This is a genomic window from Streptomyces sp. Y309 (genome assembly GCF_056712025.1).
This window is the reverse complement of sequence record NZ_CM160048.1, coordinates 2,069,398-2,084,528: the sequence shown is the minus strand read 5'-3', so window position 1 is coordinate 2,084,528 and position 15,131 is coordinate 2,069,398. Positions and strand designations below refer to the sequence as shown.

11 protein-coding genes are annotated in these 15,131 nt (G+C 72.5%); 5 read left to right on the top strand and 6 right to left on the bottom strand.

Annotated features, from left to right (window positions below; translation table 11 throughout):
• Positions 1–9 precede the first annotated feature (9 nt).
• On the top strand, positions 10–1,752 hold the full coding sequence (locus tag AC0KTA_RS07630; protein ID WP_481054346.1) for a pyruvate dehydrogenase: 1,743 nt from the start codon (positions 10–12) through the stop codon (positions 1,750–1,752).
• Positions 1,753–2,133: 381 nt separating this feature from the next.
• On the opposite strand, the gene AC0KTA_RS07625 is transcribed toward AC0KTA_RS07630, so the two are convergent.
• Positions 2,134–2,664 carry a MepB family protein gene (locus AC0KTA_RS07625; RefSeq protein WP_481054345.1) on the bottom strand — a complete coding sequence of 177 codons (531 nt, stop codon included), beginning with the start codon at positions 2,662–2,664 and terminating at the stop codon, positions 2,134–2,136.
• 387 nt (positions 2,665–3,051) lie between these two features.
• Positions 3,052–6,114 carry an alpha-mannosidase gene (locus AC0KTA_RS07620; protein WP_481054344.1) on the bottom strand — a complete coding sequence of 1,021 codons (3,063 nt, stop codon included), beginning with the start codon at positions 6,112–6,114 and terminating at the stop codon, positions 3,052–3,054.
• Positions 6,115–6,383: 269 nt separating this feature from the next.
• On the opposite strand from AC0KTA_RS07620, the gene AC0KTA_RS07615 reads away from it, so the two are divergent.
• The gene (locus AC0KTA_RS07615) at positions 6,384–6,872 is read left to right on the top strand and encodes an ATP-binding protein (protein WP_481054343.1); all 489 of its coding nucleotides are present in this window, start codon (positions 6,384–6,386) and stop codon (positions 6,870–6,872) included.
• Positions 6,873–7,197: 325 nt separating this feature from the next.
• On the opposite strand, the gene AC0KTA_RS07610 is transcribed toward AC0KTA_RS07615, so the two are convergent.
• Both AC0KTA_RS07610 and AC0KTA_RS07605 read right to left on the bottom strand, forming a co-directional pair.
• The gene (locus tag AC0KTA_RS07610) at positions 7,198–8,280 is read right to left on the bottom strand and encodes a DUF2637 domain-containing protein (RefSeq protein ID WP_481054342.1); all 1,083 of its coding nucleotides are present in this window, start codon (positions 8,278–8,280) and stop codon (positions 7,198–7,200) included.
• Positions 8,281–8,557: 277 nt separating this feature from the next.
• Complete coding sequence (locus AC0KTA_RS07605) at positions 8,558–9,430, bottom strand: (2Fe-2S)-binding protein (RefSeq protein WP_481054341.1); 873 nt, start codon at positions 9,428–9,430, stop codon at positions 8,558–8,560.
• A gap of 200 nt (positions 9,431–9,630) precedes the next feature.
• Here AC0KTA_RS07605 and AC0KTA_RS07600 point away from each other — a divergent pair, with 200 nt between their 5' ends.
• Positions 9,631–10,545, top strand: coding sequence for a GntR family transcriptional regulator (locus AC0KTA_RS07600; protein ID WP_481056346.1), 915 nt, complete (start codon positions 9,631–9,633; stop codon positions 10,543–10,545).
• A 10-nt stretch (positions 10,546–10,555) separates the two neighbouring features.
• Here the strand turns inward: AC0KTA_RS07600 and AC0KTA_RS07595 are convergent, their stop codons facing one another.
• Together AC0KTA_RS07595 and AC0KTA_RS07590 are read right to left on the bottom strand one after the other, a co-directional pair.
• Positions 10,556–11,332, bottom strand: coding sequence for a hypothetical protein (locus AC0KTA_RS07595; RefSeq protein ID WP_481054340.1), 777 nt, complete (start codon positions 11,330–11,332; stop codon positions 10,556–10,558).
• A 229-nt stretch (positions 11,333–11,561) separates the two neighbouring features.
• On the bottom strand, positions 11,562–13,247 hold the full coding sequence (locus AC0KTA_RS07590; protein ID WP_481056345.1) for a PucR family transcriptional regulator: 1,686 nt from the start codon (positions 13,245–13,247) through the stop codon (positions 11,562–11,564).
• A gap of 373 nt (positions 13,248–13,620) precedes the next feature.
• On the opposite strand from AC0KTA_RS07590, the gene AC0KTA_RS07585 reads away from it, so the two are divergent.
• Together AC0KTA_RS07585 and AC0KTA_RS07580 are read left to right on the top strand one after the other, a co-directional pair.
• On the top strand, positions 13,621–14,511 hold the full coding sequence (locus AC0KTA_RS07585; protein ID WP_481054339.1) for an FAD binding domain-containing protein: 891 nt from the start codon (positions 13,621–13,623) through the stop codon (positions 14,509–14,511).
• Positions 14,511–15,131 carry a (2Fe-2S)-binding protein gene (locus AC0KTA_RS07580; protein ID WP_481054338.1) on the top strand — a complete coding sequence of 207 codons (621 nt, stop codon included), beginning with the start codon at positions 14,511–14,513 and terminating at the stop codon, positions 15,129–15,131. The genes AC0KTA_RS07585 and AC0KTA_RS07580 overlap by 1 nt, the downstream gene beginning before the upstream one ends.

Genomic DNA, 15,131 nt, shown 5'->3' with positions numbered 1-15,131 from the left:
CATGAAGAGATGGCCAAGCAGAACGTCGCCGAGCAGTTCGTCGACATCCTCGTCCGCGCCGGAGTCAAACGCCTCTACGGAGTCGTCGGGGACAGCCTGAACCCCGTCGTGGACGCGATCCGCCGCACCAAGGCGATCGACTGGATCCAGGTCAGGCACGAGGAGACCGCCGCCTTCGCGGCCGGCGCGGAGGCCCAGATCACCGGCTCCCTCGCCGCCTGCGCGGGCTCCTGCGGCCCCGGCAACCTGCACCTCATCAACGGCCTGTACGACGCCCACCGCTCCATGGCGCCCGTCCTCGCCCTCGCCTCCCAGATCCCCTCCAGCGAGATCGGCCTCGGCTACTTCCAGGAGACCCACCCGGACCAGCTGTTCCGCGAGTGCAGCCACTACAGCGAACTGATCTCCAGCCCGAAGCAGATGCCACGCCTGCTCCAGACCGCCATCCAGCACGCCGTCGGCCAGTCGGGCGTCAGCGTGGTGTCGCTGCCCGGCGACATCGCCTCCGAGCCCGCCCCGGAGAAGGCCGCCGAGAGCGCCCTCGTGACCTCCCGCCCCTCCGTGCGCCCCGGCGACGCCGAGATCGACAAGCTCGCCGCGCTGATCGACGAGGCCGACAAGGTCACCCTCTTCTGCGGCAGCGGCACGGCGGGCGCCCACGCCGAGGTGATGGAGTTCGCCGAGAAGATCAAGTCTCCGGTGGGGCACGCCCTGCGCGGCAAGGAGTGGATCCAGTACGACAACCCGTACGACGTGGGCATGAGCGGACTGCTCGGCTACGGCGCCGCGTACGAGGCGACCCACGAGTGCGACCTCCTCATCCTGCTCGGCACGGACTTCCCGTACAACGCCTTCCTGCCCGACGACGTCAAGATCGCCCAGGTCGACGTGCGTCCCGAACACCTCGGCCGCCGCTCGAAGTTGGACCTCGCCGTCTGGGGCGACGTACGCGAGACCCTGCGCTGCCTGACCCCGCGCGTCTCGCCGAAGTCGAACCGCAAGTTCCTCGACAAGATGCTGAAGAAGCACGCGGACGCCCTCGAAGGCGTGGTGAAGGCGTACACGCGCAAGGTCGAGAAGCACATCCCGATCCACCCCGAGTACGTCGCCTCCGTCCTCGACGAACTCGCCGCCGACGACGCCGTCTTCACCGTCGACACCGGCATGTGCAACGTCTGGGCGGCCCGCTACATCTCACCCAACGGCAAGCGCCGCATCATCGGCTCCTTCAGCCACGGCTCCATGGCCAACGCGCTGCCGCAGGCGATCGGCGCCCAGTTCACCGACCGCAAGCGCCAAGTGGTCTCGATGTCGGGCGACGGCGGCTTCGCCATGCTGATGGGCGACTTCCTCACGCTCGTGCAGTACGACCTGCCGGTGAAGGTGGTCCTGTTCAACAACTCCTCACTGGGAATGGTGGAGTTGGAGATGCTGGTGGCGGGACTGCCGTCCTACGGCACGGCCAACCACAACCCCGACTTCGCGGCCGTCGCCCGCGCCTGCGGGGCGTACGGAGTCCGCGTGGAGAAGCCCAAGCAGCTCGCGGGCGCCCTCAAGGACGCCTTCTCCCACAAGGGCCCCGCCCTCGTCGACATCGTCACCGACCCCAACGCCCTGTCCATCCCGCCCAAGATCAGCTCGGAAATGGTCACCGGCTTCGCCCTCTCCGCCAGCAAGATCGTCCTGGACGGCGGCGTGGGCCGCATGCTCCAGATGGCCCGCTCCAACTTGCGCAACGTGCCGAGGCCTTGATCCGTGCAGCTCATCCGCGCTGGTCACCCGATTGCACGGCTCATGTCGTGCGCGTGGGATCCGTGAGGCAGCCTGATCATTGACCCAGCACGCGACCCCTTGGAGGGCCCATGCGTATCCGAACCGCACTCGTGTCCGTCGCTCTGGCCGCTGCCGCCGTTCTGGGAAGCTCCGGCGCCGCAGCCGCCTCTGACTCCGACCCCCACCCCGACGGCCCCACCGGTATCGGCCTCAATCTCCTCTGCGGTCTCGGGATCCTTGGCCAAGGTTCCTGCTCGAACTAGTACGCAGGTACGCGCGCCAAGCAGTAACAGCCCCGGTTGTCCCCGCGACAGCCGGGGCTCTCTGCTGCGTGACCGGACACCGTGGCCCAGCGGGCGCCTAGGGGTGGTAGAGGGCGCGGGCGCGCGACTGGTCGGCGTGCCCGGCCTGGGCCTGGCCGAGGCTGAAGAAATAATCCACCTGCCATGCCTGGGTGCTGCGGGCCTGCCTGCTGGTCGTCCTCACCCACGGCGGATAGACGCGGAATCCGCGCTTCCCGCCGGAGCCGTCGCGGGAGACGATGTTGCGCTCGCACAACACCTCGCGCGGGAACACGAACTGTCCGAAGCCGTCGTCGTCGCGGCTGCTGATGACGAAGAGGTCCACCCCGTCGTCGGCGTCGAAGGGCCGGATCGGCCCCTCCTCGGACCGCTGCCACACCGTGACGAACTGGCCCACCTTCGTCGGGGTGGTCCTGGCCACGCGGAACCGGACCGAGCGGCCGTCGAGCGTGAACGCGCACGCCGCGTACTCGGCGCTCTCCGGTTCGGGCACCGGCTCCGAGCAGGCGAAGCCGCACGCGTCGTACACCAGCGCCTTCGCCGCCAGCAGATCACCGTGAAGCCCCGTCCACGCCTGAATCGTCCCCATGCCGCCATCCTGCCATCGCGCGCCGTACGCACTGCTCTGGCCCCCCGTGCCGCCAGCCGCGCAACCGCCACCCTCGCCGGAGGGCGGGGCTTCCCGTAACCAGGGGGCTCCGCCCCCTGGACCCCCGTATCGCCGCTCCGCGGCTCGTCCTCAATCGCCGGACGGGCTTTCCCCCACCCGCCCGCCCTTTTCGCCCTTCGGGCGTGGTGGGGTGGGTGGGCGGGGAAATATAGCCCCTCCGGCGTTTGAGGAGCGGGGGTCTGGGGGCGGAGCCCTCCGGCGGCGCGGAGCCCCCCCCGCGCGGCGGAGCCGCGAAGTGTCGCAGCCAGGAAGGGGTGCCCGCGCGCGGAGCGCGCTGATGGACGCAGCGGGGCGCACCCGCGAGGGCTACGCCGGACGCAGTCGCAGAGTCACCACCTGGAAGGGCCGCAAGGTCAGGGAGAGCCCCGCGCCGGAGGTGGCTGCCGCGTGGAGGGGGCGTTCCAGGAGGTCCGTGACGTCGGCGCGGGTGACGGGGAACGACGTCGTCAGGACGGTACGGGCCCGCCCGCCCCGGGACTCGTACAACCGCACCACCACATCGCCACTGCGATCCTCGGCGAGCTTGACCGACTCGACGGTCACCCCGGGATGATCGACCCGCACGAGGGGCGCCACAGCGGGCGCCGCGGCGACCCGCAGCGGCAGATTCAGGGCGAGCCCCTCGGCGACCGCGTCGCCGGTCTCGGCCCCGGGCAGCAGCGCGTACGTGAAGTGGTGGGTGCCGAGGTCGGTCTCGGGGTCGGGGCTGTGGGGCGCGCGCAGCAGGGTGAGGCGGACGGTCGTGCCGAGCCCCTCGGCGTGCGGGGCGCGGGTCACGTCGTGCCCGTACGTGGAGTCGTTGAGCACCGCGACCCCGTACCCGTCCTCGGCGACCCGCAGCCACCGGTGCGCGCAGATCTCGAACCGCGCCGCGTCCCACGTGGTGTTGGCGTGCGTGGGCCGGTGCACATGCCCGAACTGGATCTCCGCAGCCGACCGTTCGGCCTGCACGTCCAGCGGGAACGCGGCCTTGAGCACCTTCTCGGACTCGTGCCACTCCACTTCCGTGACCACGTCGAGGCGCCGGCTGCCCGCGGCGAGCCGCAGCTCCTGCGTGATCCGCGACCCGGCCCCGAAGGACCGCACGACCCGCACGGACGCCCGCAGCGGCCCGTCCTCCACCAGCTCCACCGACTCCGCCCCGGTGAGGTCGGTGTGCCGGTGGCGGTAGTGCTGGTCGAGGTCCCAGGCGTCGTAGTGCGTGGGGTGGTCGGGGTGGAGCTGGAGGAGGTTGCCGCGGCTGCCGGGGGCCAGGACCTCGCGGTCGGCGGCCCGGTCGAGCACGGAGGCGAGGAGCCCGTCGGAGTCGACGGTCACCCGCAGATGCTCGTTGGAGAGCACGATCTCCTGCCCGGTCCGGGTCGCGGACGTCACTGCGCCCGCGTCCCGCTCCTGCCCGGCGGCCCGCGCGAGCTCCTGGGTGCCGAACCCGCCGACGTTCACGTGCACGAGCCGCCCCTCGTGCTCGACTACGTCACCGCGCTCGTACGGCGACGCGTTGAGCACCGAGGCCTCGCCGCCACCGAGGTGCCGCACCGCCTCCGCGGTGAGCGAGTCCAGCTCGGCGAGCACCCGCGCATAGGTGTCGCGGGCCTCCCGGTGCACCCAGGCGATGGACGAGCCCGGCAGGATGTCGTGGAACTGGTGCAGCAGGACCGTCCGCCACAGCCGGTCCAGGTCGTCGTACGGATAGGCGTACGCCGGGTCCCGCACGGCGGCCGCCGTGCACCACAACTCGGCCTCGCGCAGGGCGTGTTCGCTGCGCCGGTTGCCGCGCTTGGTGGCGGCCTGCGACGTGTACGTCCCCCGGTGCAGCTCCAGATACAGCTCGCCGGACCACACCGGCGCCCGCTCGCCGTACTCTTCCTCGGCCGCCGAGAAGAACGCCGACGGCTTCTCGACCTCGACGCGCGGCGAGCCCTCCAGGGAGCGCAGCCGGCGCGCCCGCTCCAGCATCTCGCGGGTCGGACCGCCGCCGCCGTCGCCCCAGCCGAACGGCACCAGGGAGCGGGTGGCACGGCCCTTGTCGGCGAAGTTCCGCTCCGCGTGGGCGAGTTCGGAGGCGTGGAGCTGCGAGTTGTACGTGTCCACCGGCGGGAAGTGCGTGAAGACCCGGGTCCCGTCGATGCCCTCCCACCAGAAGGTGTGGTGCGGCATCTTGTTGGACTGGTTCCAGCTCAGCTTCTGCGTGAGGAACCACCGTACGCCCGCGAGCTTCGCCAACTGCGGGAAAGCGGCGGTGTATCCGAAGGAGTCCGGCAGCCAGATCTCCTCCGTCTCGACCCCGAACTCCTCCTGGAAGAACCGCTTCCCGTGCACGATCTGCCGGGCCAGCGCCTCACCGCCCGGCATGTTGGCGTCCGACTCCACCCACATGGAGCCCACCGGCGCCCAATTGCCCTCCGCCACGGCCTTCTTGATGCGCTCCCAGATGTGCGGCTGGTGTTCCTTGACCCACGCGTACTGCTGCGCCTGCGAGCACGCGAACACCAGCTCCGGATAGTCACGCGCGAGCGCCGTCACATTGGCGAACGTCCGGGACGCCTTGCGCACCGTCTCGCGCAGCGGCCACAGCCACGCCGAGTCGATATGCGCGTGCCCGGCTGCCGATACGCGGTGGGCGCTGGCGTGCGCGGGCCGCGCGAGCACCTCGGCGAGCTCGGCGCGGGCCGCGGCGGCGGTGCCGGACACGTCGTGCAGATCGAGCGCGTCCAGCATGTCCTCGATCGCCCGCAGGATCTCCTGGCGTCGCTGCCGCCCCGCGTCCAGCTCCCGCATGAGTTCCGACAGGACCTCGATGTCCAGGACGAGCTGCCAGACGTCCTCGTCCAGTACGGCGAGGTCGGCAGCCGCGAATCGGTAGATGGGCCGATCGCCGGCCGTCAGGACGTCGCCGAGCGGGGTCGGTACGAAGTCGTGCAGCACGGCCGGGTTGGCTGCTGCCTCCAGCAGCAGGTGTACCGGCTCGCCGCCCCGCGCGCGGGTGGCCACCGGCACATGACGGTTGCGCGGGTGAATGCCCTTCAGTGGCACACCCGAGGCGTCGTACACCAGACCCTCGGCCTGGAACCCGGGCCCGTCCCCGGTGAACCCTGGATCGATCACCACCTCCACATGCCGCCCTTCCCACTCCTGCGGCACCTCGCCCTCGAGCCGGAACCAGCTCGTCGACCAGGGCTTCCCCCAGTCGCTCCCGGCCTCGAAGGGCTCGTACGCGGCCGCGAGGGCGTCCAGCACGGGCACCGGCTCGCCCGGCGCGTGCCACACGGAGAGGGCGAGCGGTGCCCGGGCCGCGTACTGGGCGGGCCGGATGAACTGCCGCAGCGCGCGGTCCAGGCGCTCCTCCACCAGCTGTCGGTCGTCGTGCACGGCGGCTCCTTCGCGTGGTCGCTCACGTGGGTGGATCGATCGGGGGGCACGGGCCGATCGGGTGCCGATGGTGGATCGGTTGCCTGTCGGTCGTGGGTCGATCGGGGAGTACTCGGCTTCACTTCCCCTCAACCCATCGGCGCATCCGCTTCTTTGGTTGACGAATGGACATGCGTGCCGTCTGGAGGGGCGGGCATGCATTCCGTGAGCGTGTTCGAGTTGAGTGCAGCGGCCGGGCGGGGGGCTTGGTCATCGGGTGGGCGGGGTTCATGACGAGACACCTAAGAGGAGGCGCCTCCATCGGTTCCATCGGCGTGGAGGCGTCCGTTCCGAAACCAGCGGACGAGCCGGCCGCGGGCGCCCTCGCTGCCGGCGGCGTCCAGCTGCGGCGCAGACTGGGGCGCGCCGACCTGCGGGCAGTGTCCGAGGTCCGGGGGGAGCTGCGGGAGCTGCTGCGGCACTGGGGGCGGCCGGGGCGGGCCGAGACCGCGGAGCTGCTCGCGAGCGAGCTGGTCACGAACGCGCTCGTGCACACCGATCGGGAGGCGGTTCTCACTGCCACGGTGGGGGTGCGGCGGCTGCGGGTCGAGGTCCGCGACTTCGTGGGGTGCCGGCCGCGGCCGGGTGCCCCCGACGACGGCGAGGACACCCACGGGCGGGGGCTCCTCCTCGTCCAGTCCCTCGCGGACGCGTGGGGGGTGCGGGCGCAGGAGGTGGGGAAGGTGGTGTGGTTCGAGCTGGAGGGGGGTGGGGGGTGAGGCCCTGCGGGGCTTTCCCCGCTGCATCCATCAGCGCGCTCCGCGCGCGGGCGCCCCTTCCCGTAACCAGGGGGCTCTGCCCCCTGGACCCCCGGCTGTCGCCGCTTCGCGGCTCGTCCTCAAACGCCGGACGGGCTTTTCCCACCCACCCGCCCTTACTACCTTCCGGAACAGCCGGACCGGGGGGATTTCAGCCCGTCCGGCGTTTGAGGACGAGCGCGGCAGCGCGATGAAAGGGCGGGTGGGTGGGGGATATAGCCCCTCCGGCGTTTGAGGAGCGGGGGTTCGGGGGCGGAGCCCCCGTGGCGGTGACCACGGCACGCGGTCAGCCGAACTGCTGCTCCAGGTCCTTCAGTTTCTGTTCCAGCGAGTCCAGACGCGGCAGCGTCTGGGTGTCGTCCTCGGCCGTGAGGTCGACGGTCACGGGACCGGCGGCCGGGTCATTCGGGACGGCCTGAAGGGAGGGCCGGGACCGTACGGGCAGCTCTTCCTGCGGTGGTGGGGAGGGCGGCGGCGCCACTATGGCAGGGTCCGCGCCGACCTGCGCGGACCCGCCCGCGGAGCCGACCTGCACCTCGACCTGCCGCCCGGCACGCCCGTGGTACCCACGGGGCCCGTGCCCCCGGCTGATGGCCTTGAGCCGCGCCCGCTCCAGCTTCTCCTGGTCCCGGCGCCGTGTCCGCGCCTGCTCCTTCTCGCGCCGGTCCTCGCGCACCTCCTCGACGGCCTCGTCGAGCGTGCGTACGCCTTCGAGCAGCATCAGCGACCACGCGCCGAACGTCTCCCGGGGCGCCCGCAGCCAGCGCACGATGCGGATCTGCGGCAGCGGCCGCGGTACGAGGCCCTGCTCGCGCAGGGCGGCGCGGCGGGTCTGCTTCAGCGCGCGGTCGAAGAGGACCGCCGCCGACAGCGACATCCCGGCGAAGAACTGCGGGGCCCCCGCGTGCCCGATGCCGCGCGGCGCGTGCACCCAGTTGAACCAGGCGGCGGCACCCGCGAACGTCCACACCAGCAGGCGCGAGCCGAGCGCCGCGTCACCGTGGCTGGCCTCGCGCACCGCGAGGACGGAGCAGAACATGGCGGCGCCGTCGAGGCCGAAGGGGACCAGGTACTCCCAGCCGCCGGAGAGGTTCAGGTTCTGCCGGCCGAAGCCGACCAGGCCGTGGAAGGAGAGGGCGGCGGCGACGGCCGCGCAGCAGAAGAGCAGGACGTAGGAGGCGGTGCCGTAGACGGCTTCCTTGCGGCGGCGGCGCTCCTCGCTGCGCTCCCACGAGTCGTCCATGGCGGAGCGGGCCCCCTTCGCCTGGGCTTTCTTGCCCCGCGCGAGCACCGCCACCGCCACTGCCATGCCCAGGAGCAGGATGCCGCCGGGCAGCAGCCAGTCCAGCGATATCTCGGTCAGTTTCATCTGGCGTCCCTTGCGTCGCGGTAGGGCGTTTTCGGGCGCCATAGTGGCCCACGCCGCACGGCGCTCAAGGCGGTTTTCCGGCAAGAGGACGCCAAGGGGGTGGTGAATGCCGTACCGAGCGCCGAATACCTCGAACTCATGCGAGAGGGGCGGGGGTTGAGTTCGATTAATTCGCGCGAAGGTAGGCCTCGTGGTGTGGTGGAGCGAGGCGTGGCCTGGGGTGTGGCGGGTGCGGCGAGACGGGGGCGGGGCGTCAGTTCTGCGGCGCCGCTGCCGCCTACGCCGCCGTGGCCTCGGCCGTCAGTCGTGCGACGCGGTCCGCGTCGCACATGCGCGGACAGGTGACACAGGTGTCGGCGGGGCGCAGCGTGTAGAACATGCAGCAGCTCGCGCGGTCCCGGGTCGGCAGCTTCTCGCCGTCCGGCCCGGTGAGTTCGCGGAAGGCGGCCGTGCCGACGTACGGCTTCGTGGCGCCCGGAAGCAATTGCTCCAGCTCGGCCGTCGCGCGCTGCTCCTCGCCGAGCAGATGGGCGACGTACCACAGGCCCTCGACGATCTCGTCCGTGGCGACCGCCCACAGCGCGCGGCCCCGGCGCCGCATGCGCGGCCCGAAGCCGTCGAGCAGCGGGCCCATGTGCTCCGCCACGGCCGCCCGCACCTCGGCGCGCAGCGCCTCCTCGTCCGGTACGACGCGGGCGCCGGGCAGCGTGGCCGCCGGGTCGTCCGGCAGGCAGGCGAAGGCCTCCGTGTGCACGGCCAGCCTGCCGGACGCGCGCTGGAAGGAGACCTGGCCGACGGGGTAACGGGGGACGCGGCGCTGCAGGAACCACGGCACGGTGAACAGCAGCGTGGCGGGCCAGGCATAGCGGTGCAGGGCGAAGCTGGCGACGACGTCCGGCCGGGCCTGCTGTCCGTAGTCCTTCAGAACCTGCGCGTCGTCCCAGGCGAGGAACTCCTCGAACTCGGCGCCGCCCTCCGCGAGCCGCGCCGCGCTCACCCAGCCGCCGCCCCGGGGTGCCTGTTCGTCCTCGGCCAGCTCCTGGACGCGCAGCCCGGGGAACACCTCGGTGAGGCGGGCATAGGCGGCGCTGACGGGGCTCTGAGCGCGCTCCGTACGTCGGGCGCCGCTTTCCAGGGTGGGAACGGACATGCGCGGGGACCACCGAATCACGATCGATTGCAGGTTAGCCTAACCTTACCCAACATGATCGAGGTTTCAACTGCGGTCCTGTCCGCCTATGGTGCTTCTCGTACGTTTCGGACGGTCGGGGCACGGGATCGCGGGAGGCATGGGTGGAGCGGGCGAGAGCGCGAGCGGCGGACGTCGCCGCCCGGTGCGCCGCTGTGCGTGTGCCGGAGCAGCCGGGGGCGCAGCGCGGCGAGCGGGTGGCGCGCGGCGAGCACACGCACGGTGAGCCCTGCGACGACCGCACCGCGTCCGACGAGCTGACGCTGGAGGAGCTCGGAGAGCTGGGGGAGCTGGGGGAGCTGGGGAAGTCCACGCTGCTCGACGAGTCGGCGCCCGGTGAGCCGGGCGCCGCGGCCCCGAGCGAGCGCGGCGCTCCGGCCCCGGGCGGGCGAGGCGTGCCGGCCCCGGGTGAGCACAGTGAGCAGCACGGCGTCCCGGCCCCGCGCAGGAGCGTGCAGCGCACCTCCGTACGCGGCCAGGTGCTCGACGCCCTGCGTGCCGCCCTCGTCGGCGGCGAACTCGCCCCGGGCGAGGTCTACTCCGCGCCCGCCCTCGGTGACCGCTTCGGCGTCTCCGCGACGCCGGTGCGCGAGGCGATGCAGCAACTCGCCCTCGAAGGCGCGGTGGAGGTCGTCCCGAACCGCGGCTTCCGGGTCACCCGGCGCAGCGCGCGCGAACTCGGGGAACTGGCGGAGGTGCGGGCGCTCATCGAGGTCCCCGTGATGCTGCGCCTCGCCCGCAGCGTGCCCGCCGAACAGTGGGCCCGGCTCCGCCCGCTGGCCGAGGCGACCGTGGCCGCCGCGGCCTGCGCCGACCTCGCCCGCTACGCCGAGGCGGACCGTGCCTTCCACGGCGCCCTGCTCGGCCTCTCCGGCAACCGGCAGCTCGTCCAGGTCGCCGACGACCTGCACCGCCGCTCCCAGTGGCCCCTGGTCACCGGCCCCGTCACCGGCCGCCGCGCCGACCTGGTCGCCGACGCCGCCGAACACACGGCCCTCCTGGAGGCCCTGGTCGCCCGCGACCTGCCGGTCGTCCAGTCCCTGGTGCGCGAACACTTCGCGGGCGGAGACGCCTGAACCCCGATCCTCACGCCGCCGGTGCCGGTGGCGTCAGTTGGGTCGCCAGCCAGGACGGCACCCCGCCGAGGAGACGGAACAGGCGGGTGGCCTCGGCGCGGAGGCGGGTGGCCTCCGGTTCGGGTTCGGCGTCGGCCAGGGCCGCGAGGGCCGGGGCCGTGCCGACCAGGAAGCCGAGTTCCTCGCGCAGCCGCAGGGACTCGCCGAAGCCGTGCCGGGCGTCGGCCAACTCGCCCTCGCGCAGGGCGAGTCCGGCCAGGTGGCGCCAGGTGAAGGAGAGCAGGAGCGGGTCGTCGTGGGCGGTCGCGCCGGCGTGGGCGCGGCGGTAGGCGGCCCGGGCGGCCTGCGGCGAGTCCGCGATGTGCTCGGCGATCAGGCCGCGACGGAAGTCCAGGAGGGGCCGCCCGGCGGAGCCGGGGGCGAGGAGCGCGGCGGCGCGGCCGAGTGCCGTGCGGGCTTCGTCGGCCCGGTCTCGTACGTTCAATACGGTTGCGGCGTACGCGAGTTGGCCGCGCTCGCACGCCGCGGCGCCGCGCGCCTCGTCGTCGTCGGCCACCGCCTCCGCGGTGCGCAGGCTGTCCTCCGCCTCGTCCCACCCGTCCCCGGTGAACAGGCACCGCTCGACGAGCAGCGAGGTTCTCTGGACGGCGGCGTCCGCGCCCTCACGGGTGGCGAGCAGCGCCGCCGCGTCGGTCCAGCAGCCGCGCGAGCGCAGCCGCCATACCGCGGTCTGGAGTGGATCGTGCCCTGCGTTCGTTCCGGTACCAGACATGGCGGTATGCGCCACGTTGCCCTCCCCTAGCGCGCCATTGAGCTGTTGAGTCGTGGGCGCATCTCAGCACGGATCGGCGCGCCCGGCCAAGGGGATGGGTGAAAGATTTCACAAAGGAGGGGGAAGGGGCGCGGGGAGATCGCGGGGCAATTCAGGGGCAGGCGAGGGGCAATCGAGAGGCGGGCGCGGGGGGAGCGAGGGGCAGGCGGGACCGGCGGGGCCCGTGCGGACCGGCCCCCGGGGCTCAGCTCATGCGCAGGGCCAGGAAGAAGTCCAGCTTGTCCTCAAGTCGGGAAAGGTCACGGCCCGTCAACTGCTCGATACGCCCGACCCGGTAGCGCAGCGTGTTGACGTGCAGGTGCAGCCGCGTCGCGCAGCGCGTCCAGGAGCCGTCGCAGTCGAGGAACGCCTCCAGGGTGGGGATGAGTTCGGCGCGGTGCCTGCGGTCGTACTCGCGCAGCGGGTCCAGGAGCCGCGCGGTGAAGGCGCGGCGGACGTCGTCGGGAACGAAGGGGAGCAGCAGGACGTGCGAGGCCAGCTCCTGGTGGCCCGCCGCGCACACCCGGCCGGGCCGCGCCGCGGCGACCCTGCGGGCGTGCCGCGCCTCCTCCAGGGCGCCCCGCAGCCCCTCCGCGGAGTGCACGGACGCGCTGACGCCGAGCGTGAGCCGCCCGTCGTCCGCGAGCCCCGCCGACAGCGGGTCCCGCACGGCCGCGAGCAGCGAGTCGGCGAGCAGCCCCGGCTCGGCTCCCTCGGCCTCGGCCGGCAGCGCGGGCAGCGGCACGAGGGCGATGGCCTCGTCGCCGGTGTGGGCCACCGCGATGCGGTCGGACGGGTCGGGTCCCGATGTGGCCGGGTCGACCAGGATCTCCTCCAGGAGGGCCTGGGCCACAGGCCCGCCCTCGATCTCCCCGGCGCTCCCGCCGTCCCACTCGACCCGCGCCACGACCACCTGCCAGTGCGGTGCCGCCCCGAGCCCCGGAAGCAGCACCGGCGCCGCCACCCGGAGCCGCGCCGCGATCTCGGCGGGCGCCGCACCCGTCTGGACGAGCTCGAGGACCTCCTGGGCCAGGCGTCGGCGCACCGTCCGCGCCGCGTCCCTGCGGTCCCGCTCCACCGCGATGAGCTGGGTGACGCCCTGGAGCAGGTCGAGCCGCTCCTCGGGCCAGTCGCCCGCGTCCGCCTCGACGGCGAGCAGCCAGTCCGACAGGACCGTCTCGCGCACGTCCCGGGAGGCGTTCACCGCGCCCCGGCCGCTGGAGCGGATGGGGAACAGCGAGTACGTCACGCCGTCCACGTTCACCCGGTGCGGGCCGCGGCGGCCGGTGCGGGCGGCGGCCAGGTGCTCCCCGGCGAGCCGCGCGCAGACCGCCTTGGGCAGGGCGGGCCCAGCCGTGCTGGATCCGGCGACCGGGCGGCCCGCGGGGGAGAGCACCCAGGCGCGCAGGTCCAGGTCCGAGCCGAGCAGGTCGAGGACCACGTCGGGGCCGCCGCCCGCGGGGCCCGACGTCATCAGGCGGCGGTGCCGGTCCACCACGGCCGCCAGGTCACCGGCCCGCTCGCCGGACACCTGGCGCACGACATGCTCGGTGATCGTCGCGAACGCCACCGACTCGTTGACTGCGAACAGCGGCAGCCGGTGCCGGGCGCAGGACTCCACGAGGTCGTCGGGGATGTCGCCGAGCTCCGCCTCGCCGGCGGCCAGCGCCGCGACCCCGGCGGCTGCGAGAATACGGACAAAAGGCTCGCTGTCCGAGGCGTCCCGGCGCCAGGCGAGACCGGTGAGCACCAGCTCCCCGCCCGCGAGATAGCGGCTGGGGTCGCGCAGGTCCGTGGTCATCACGCCACGGACGGTGCGATCGAGCTCGTCCTCGCCGCCGAGCAGCCTGAGGCCCAGCGCGTCGGTGTCAAGGAGTGCGCGCAGCCGCATGGTGTCGTCGCCGCCGATCTGTCTCGATTTCACGTGTGGCCGTGGCTCCCGGCGGTCCGGGGGCCGCGGTGCCCCAAAGGCGCCACGGTTTCCAGGGGGATTCCGCGAGGTTACTGAGGCCCGTTCTTCATACGAATCTACAAGACTCGCGCCTTGGCCAGCCAACTCCTTCATGGTTTCGGTGACTGACCCCATCGGACGACCGGGCGGTGTACTTGCCCCACTCCGCGTTAACAGCACATGAACGAGTAGTCGAGAGGCGAAGGGCCAGCTTGGCCGGATCACTCGCCCCGGCTCGTCAGCCTAGTGAGCCCCGGCCGGTCTCCCCGCGGGAGCCCGGCCGCCAGGCACGATTACGAAGAGAGAGCCACTCATGGACTTCCTTCGCCCCGCCAGCTGGGAGGAGGCGCTCGCCGCGAAGGCCGAGCACCCCACCGCTGTGCCGATTGCGGGTGGCACCGATGTCATGGTCGAGATCAACTTCGACCACCGTCGTCCGGAGTACCTGCTGGACCTCAACCGCATCGGTGAGCTGCGGGAGTGGGAGGTCGGTGCGGACACCGTCCGGCTCGGCGCCTCGGTTCCGTACACCCAGATCATGGAGAACCTGCGCGCCGAGCTGCCCGGCCTGGCGCTCGCCTCGCACACCGTCGCCTCGCCGCAGATCCGCAACCGCGGCGGCGTCGGCGGCAACCTCGGCACCGCCTCGCCCGCCGGTGACGCGCACCCTGCGCTGCTCGCCGCCGACTGCGAGGTCGAGGTGGAGTCCGTACGCGGCTCCCGGCTGATCCCGATCGACGCCTTCTACACCGGCGTCAAGCGCAACGCCCTCGCGCCGGACGAGCTGATCAAGAACATCCACATCAAGAAGGCCGACGGGCCGCAGCAGTACTCGAAGGTGGGTACGCGCAACGCGATGGTCATCGCCGTGTGCGCCTTCGGCATCGCGCTGCACCCCGAGACCCGCACGGTGCGCACCGGCATCGGCTCGGCCGCCCCGACGCCGATCCGTGCCGAGGCCGCCGAGGAGTTCCTGAACGCGGCGCTCGAAGAGGGCGGCTTCTGGGACAGCAAGAAGATCATCACCCCGTCGATCGCCAAGCAGTTCGCGGAGCTCTGCTCCGGTGCCGCCAACCCCATCGACGACGTCCGCGGCACCGCGAGCTACCGCCGCCACGCCGTCGGCATCATGGCCCGCCGCACGCTCGGCTGGACGTGGGAGTCCTATCGCGGCAAGGGCCGCAGCACGGAGGGAGTCGCGTAATGCGTGTCAACTTCACGGTCAACGGCCGTCCCCAGGAAGCCGACGACGTGTGGGAGGGCGAGTCCCTGCTGTACGTCCTGCGTGAGCGCATGGGCCTGCCGGGTTCCAAGAACGCCTGCGAGCAGGGCGAGTGCGGTTCCTGCACGGTCCGCCTCGACGGCGTGCCGGTGTGTTCGTGTCTGGTCGCGGCGGGGCAGGTGGAGGGCCGCGAGGTCGTCACCGTCGAGGGTCTCGCCGACTTCGCCAAGCAGCGCGAGGAGCACGGCGGTTGCGCGTCCGGCGCCTGCGGTACGTCGCTTCAGGAAGCCCAGCAGTGGCGGGCGAATCCGGCCAAGGCGACGGACTCGCAGACCGGCGAGGGCACCGCTTCCTTCCCGCGTGCGACGCTCTCTCCAATCCAGCAGGCGTTCATCGACGCGGGCGCCGTCCAGTGCGGCTTCTGCACCCCCGGCCTGCTCATCGCGGCCGACGAGATGCTGGAGCACAACCCGCAGCCCACCGACGCGGACATCCGCGAGGCGCTCTCCGGCAACCTCTGCCGCTGCACCGGTTACGAGAAGATCCTGGACGCCGTCCGCCTCGCGGCCGCCCGCCAGGACCGGCAGGAAGAGGCGGTCTGA

Excerpts from the sequence above, each read along its gene's own strand:
- AC0KTA_RS07630 (WP_481054346.1), top strand. The coding sequence starts at position 10 with ATGGCCAAGCAGAACGTCGCCGAGCAGTTCGTCGACATCCTCGTCCGC.
- AC0KTA_RS07625 (WP_481054345.1), bottom strand. The coding sequence starts at position 2,664 with ATGGGGACGATTCAGGCGTGGACGGGGCTTCACGGTGATCTGCTGGCG.
- AC0KTA_RS07615 (WP_481054343.1), top strand. The coding sequence starts at position 6,384 with ATGACGAGACACCTAAGAGGAGGCGCCTCCATCGGTTCCATCGGCGTG.
- AC0KTA_RS07610 (WP_481054342.1), bottom strand. The coding sequence starts at position 8,280 with ATGAAACTGACCGAGATATCGCTGGACTGGCTGCTGCCCGGCGGCATC.
- AC0KTA_RS07605 (WP_481054341.1), bottom strand. The coding sequence starts at position 9,430 with ATGTCCGTTCCCACCCTGGAAAGCGGCGCCCGACGTACGGAGCGCGCT.
- AC0KTA_RS07590 (WP_481056345.1), bottom strand. The coding sequence starts at position 13,247 with ATGCGGCTGCGCGCACTCCTTGACACCGACGCGCTGGGCCTCAGGCTG.
- AC0KTA_RS07585 (WP_481054339.1), top strand. The coding sequence starts at position 13,621 with ATGGACTTCCTTCGCCCCGCCAGCTGGGAGGAGGCGCTCGCCGCGAAG.
- AC0KTA_RS07580 (WP_481054338.1), top strand. The coding sequence starts at position 14,511 with ATGCGTGTCAACTTCACGGTCAACGGCCGTCCCCAGGAAGCCGACGAC.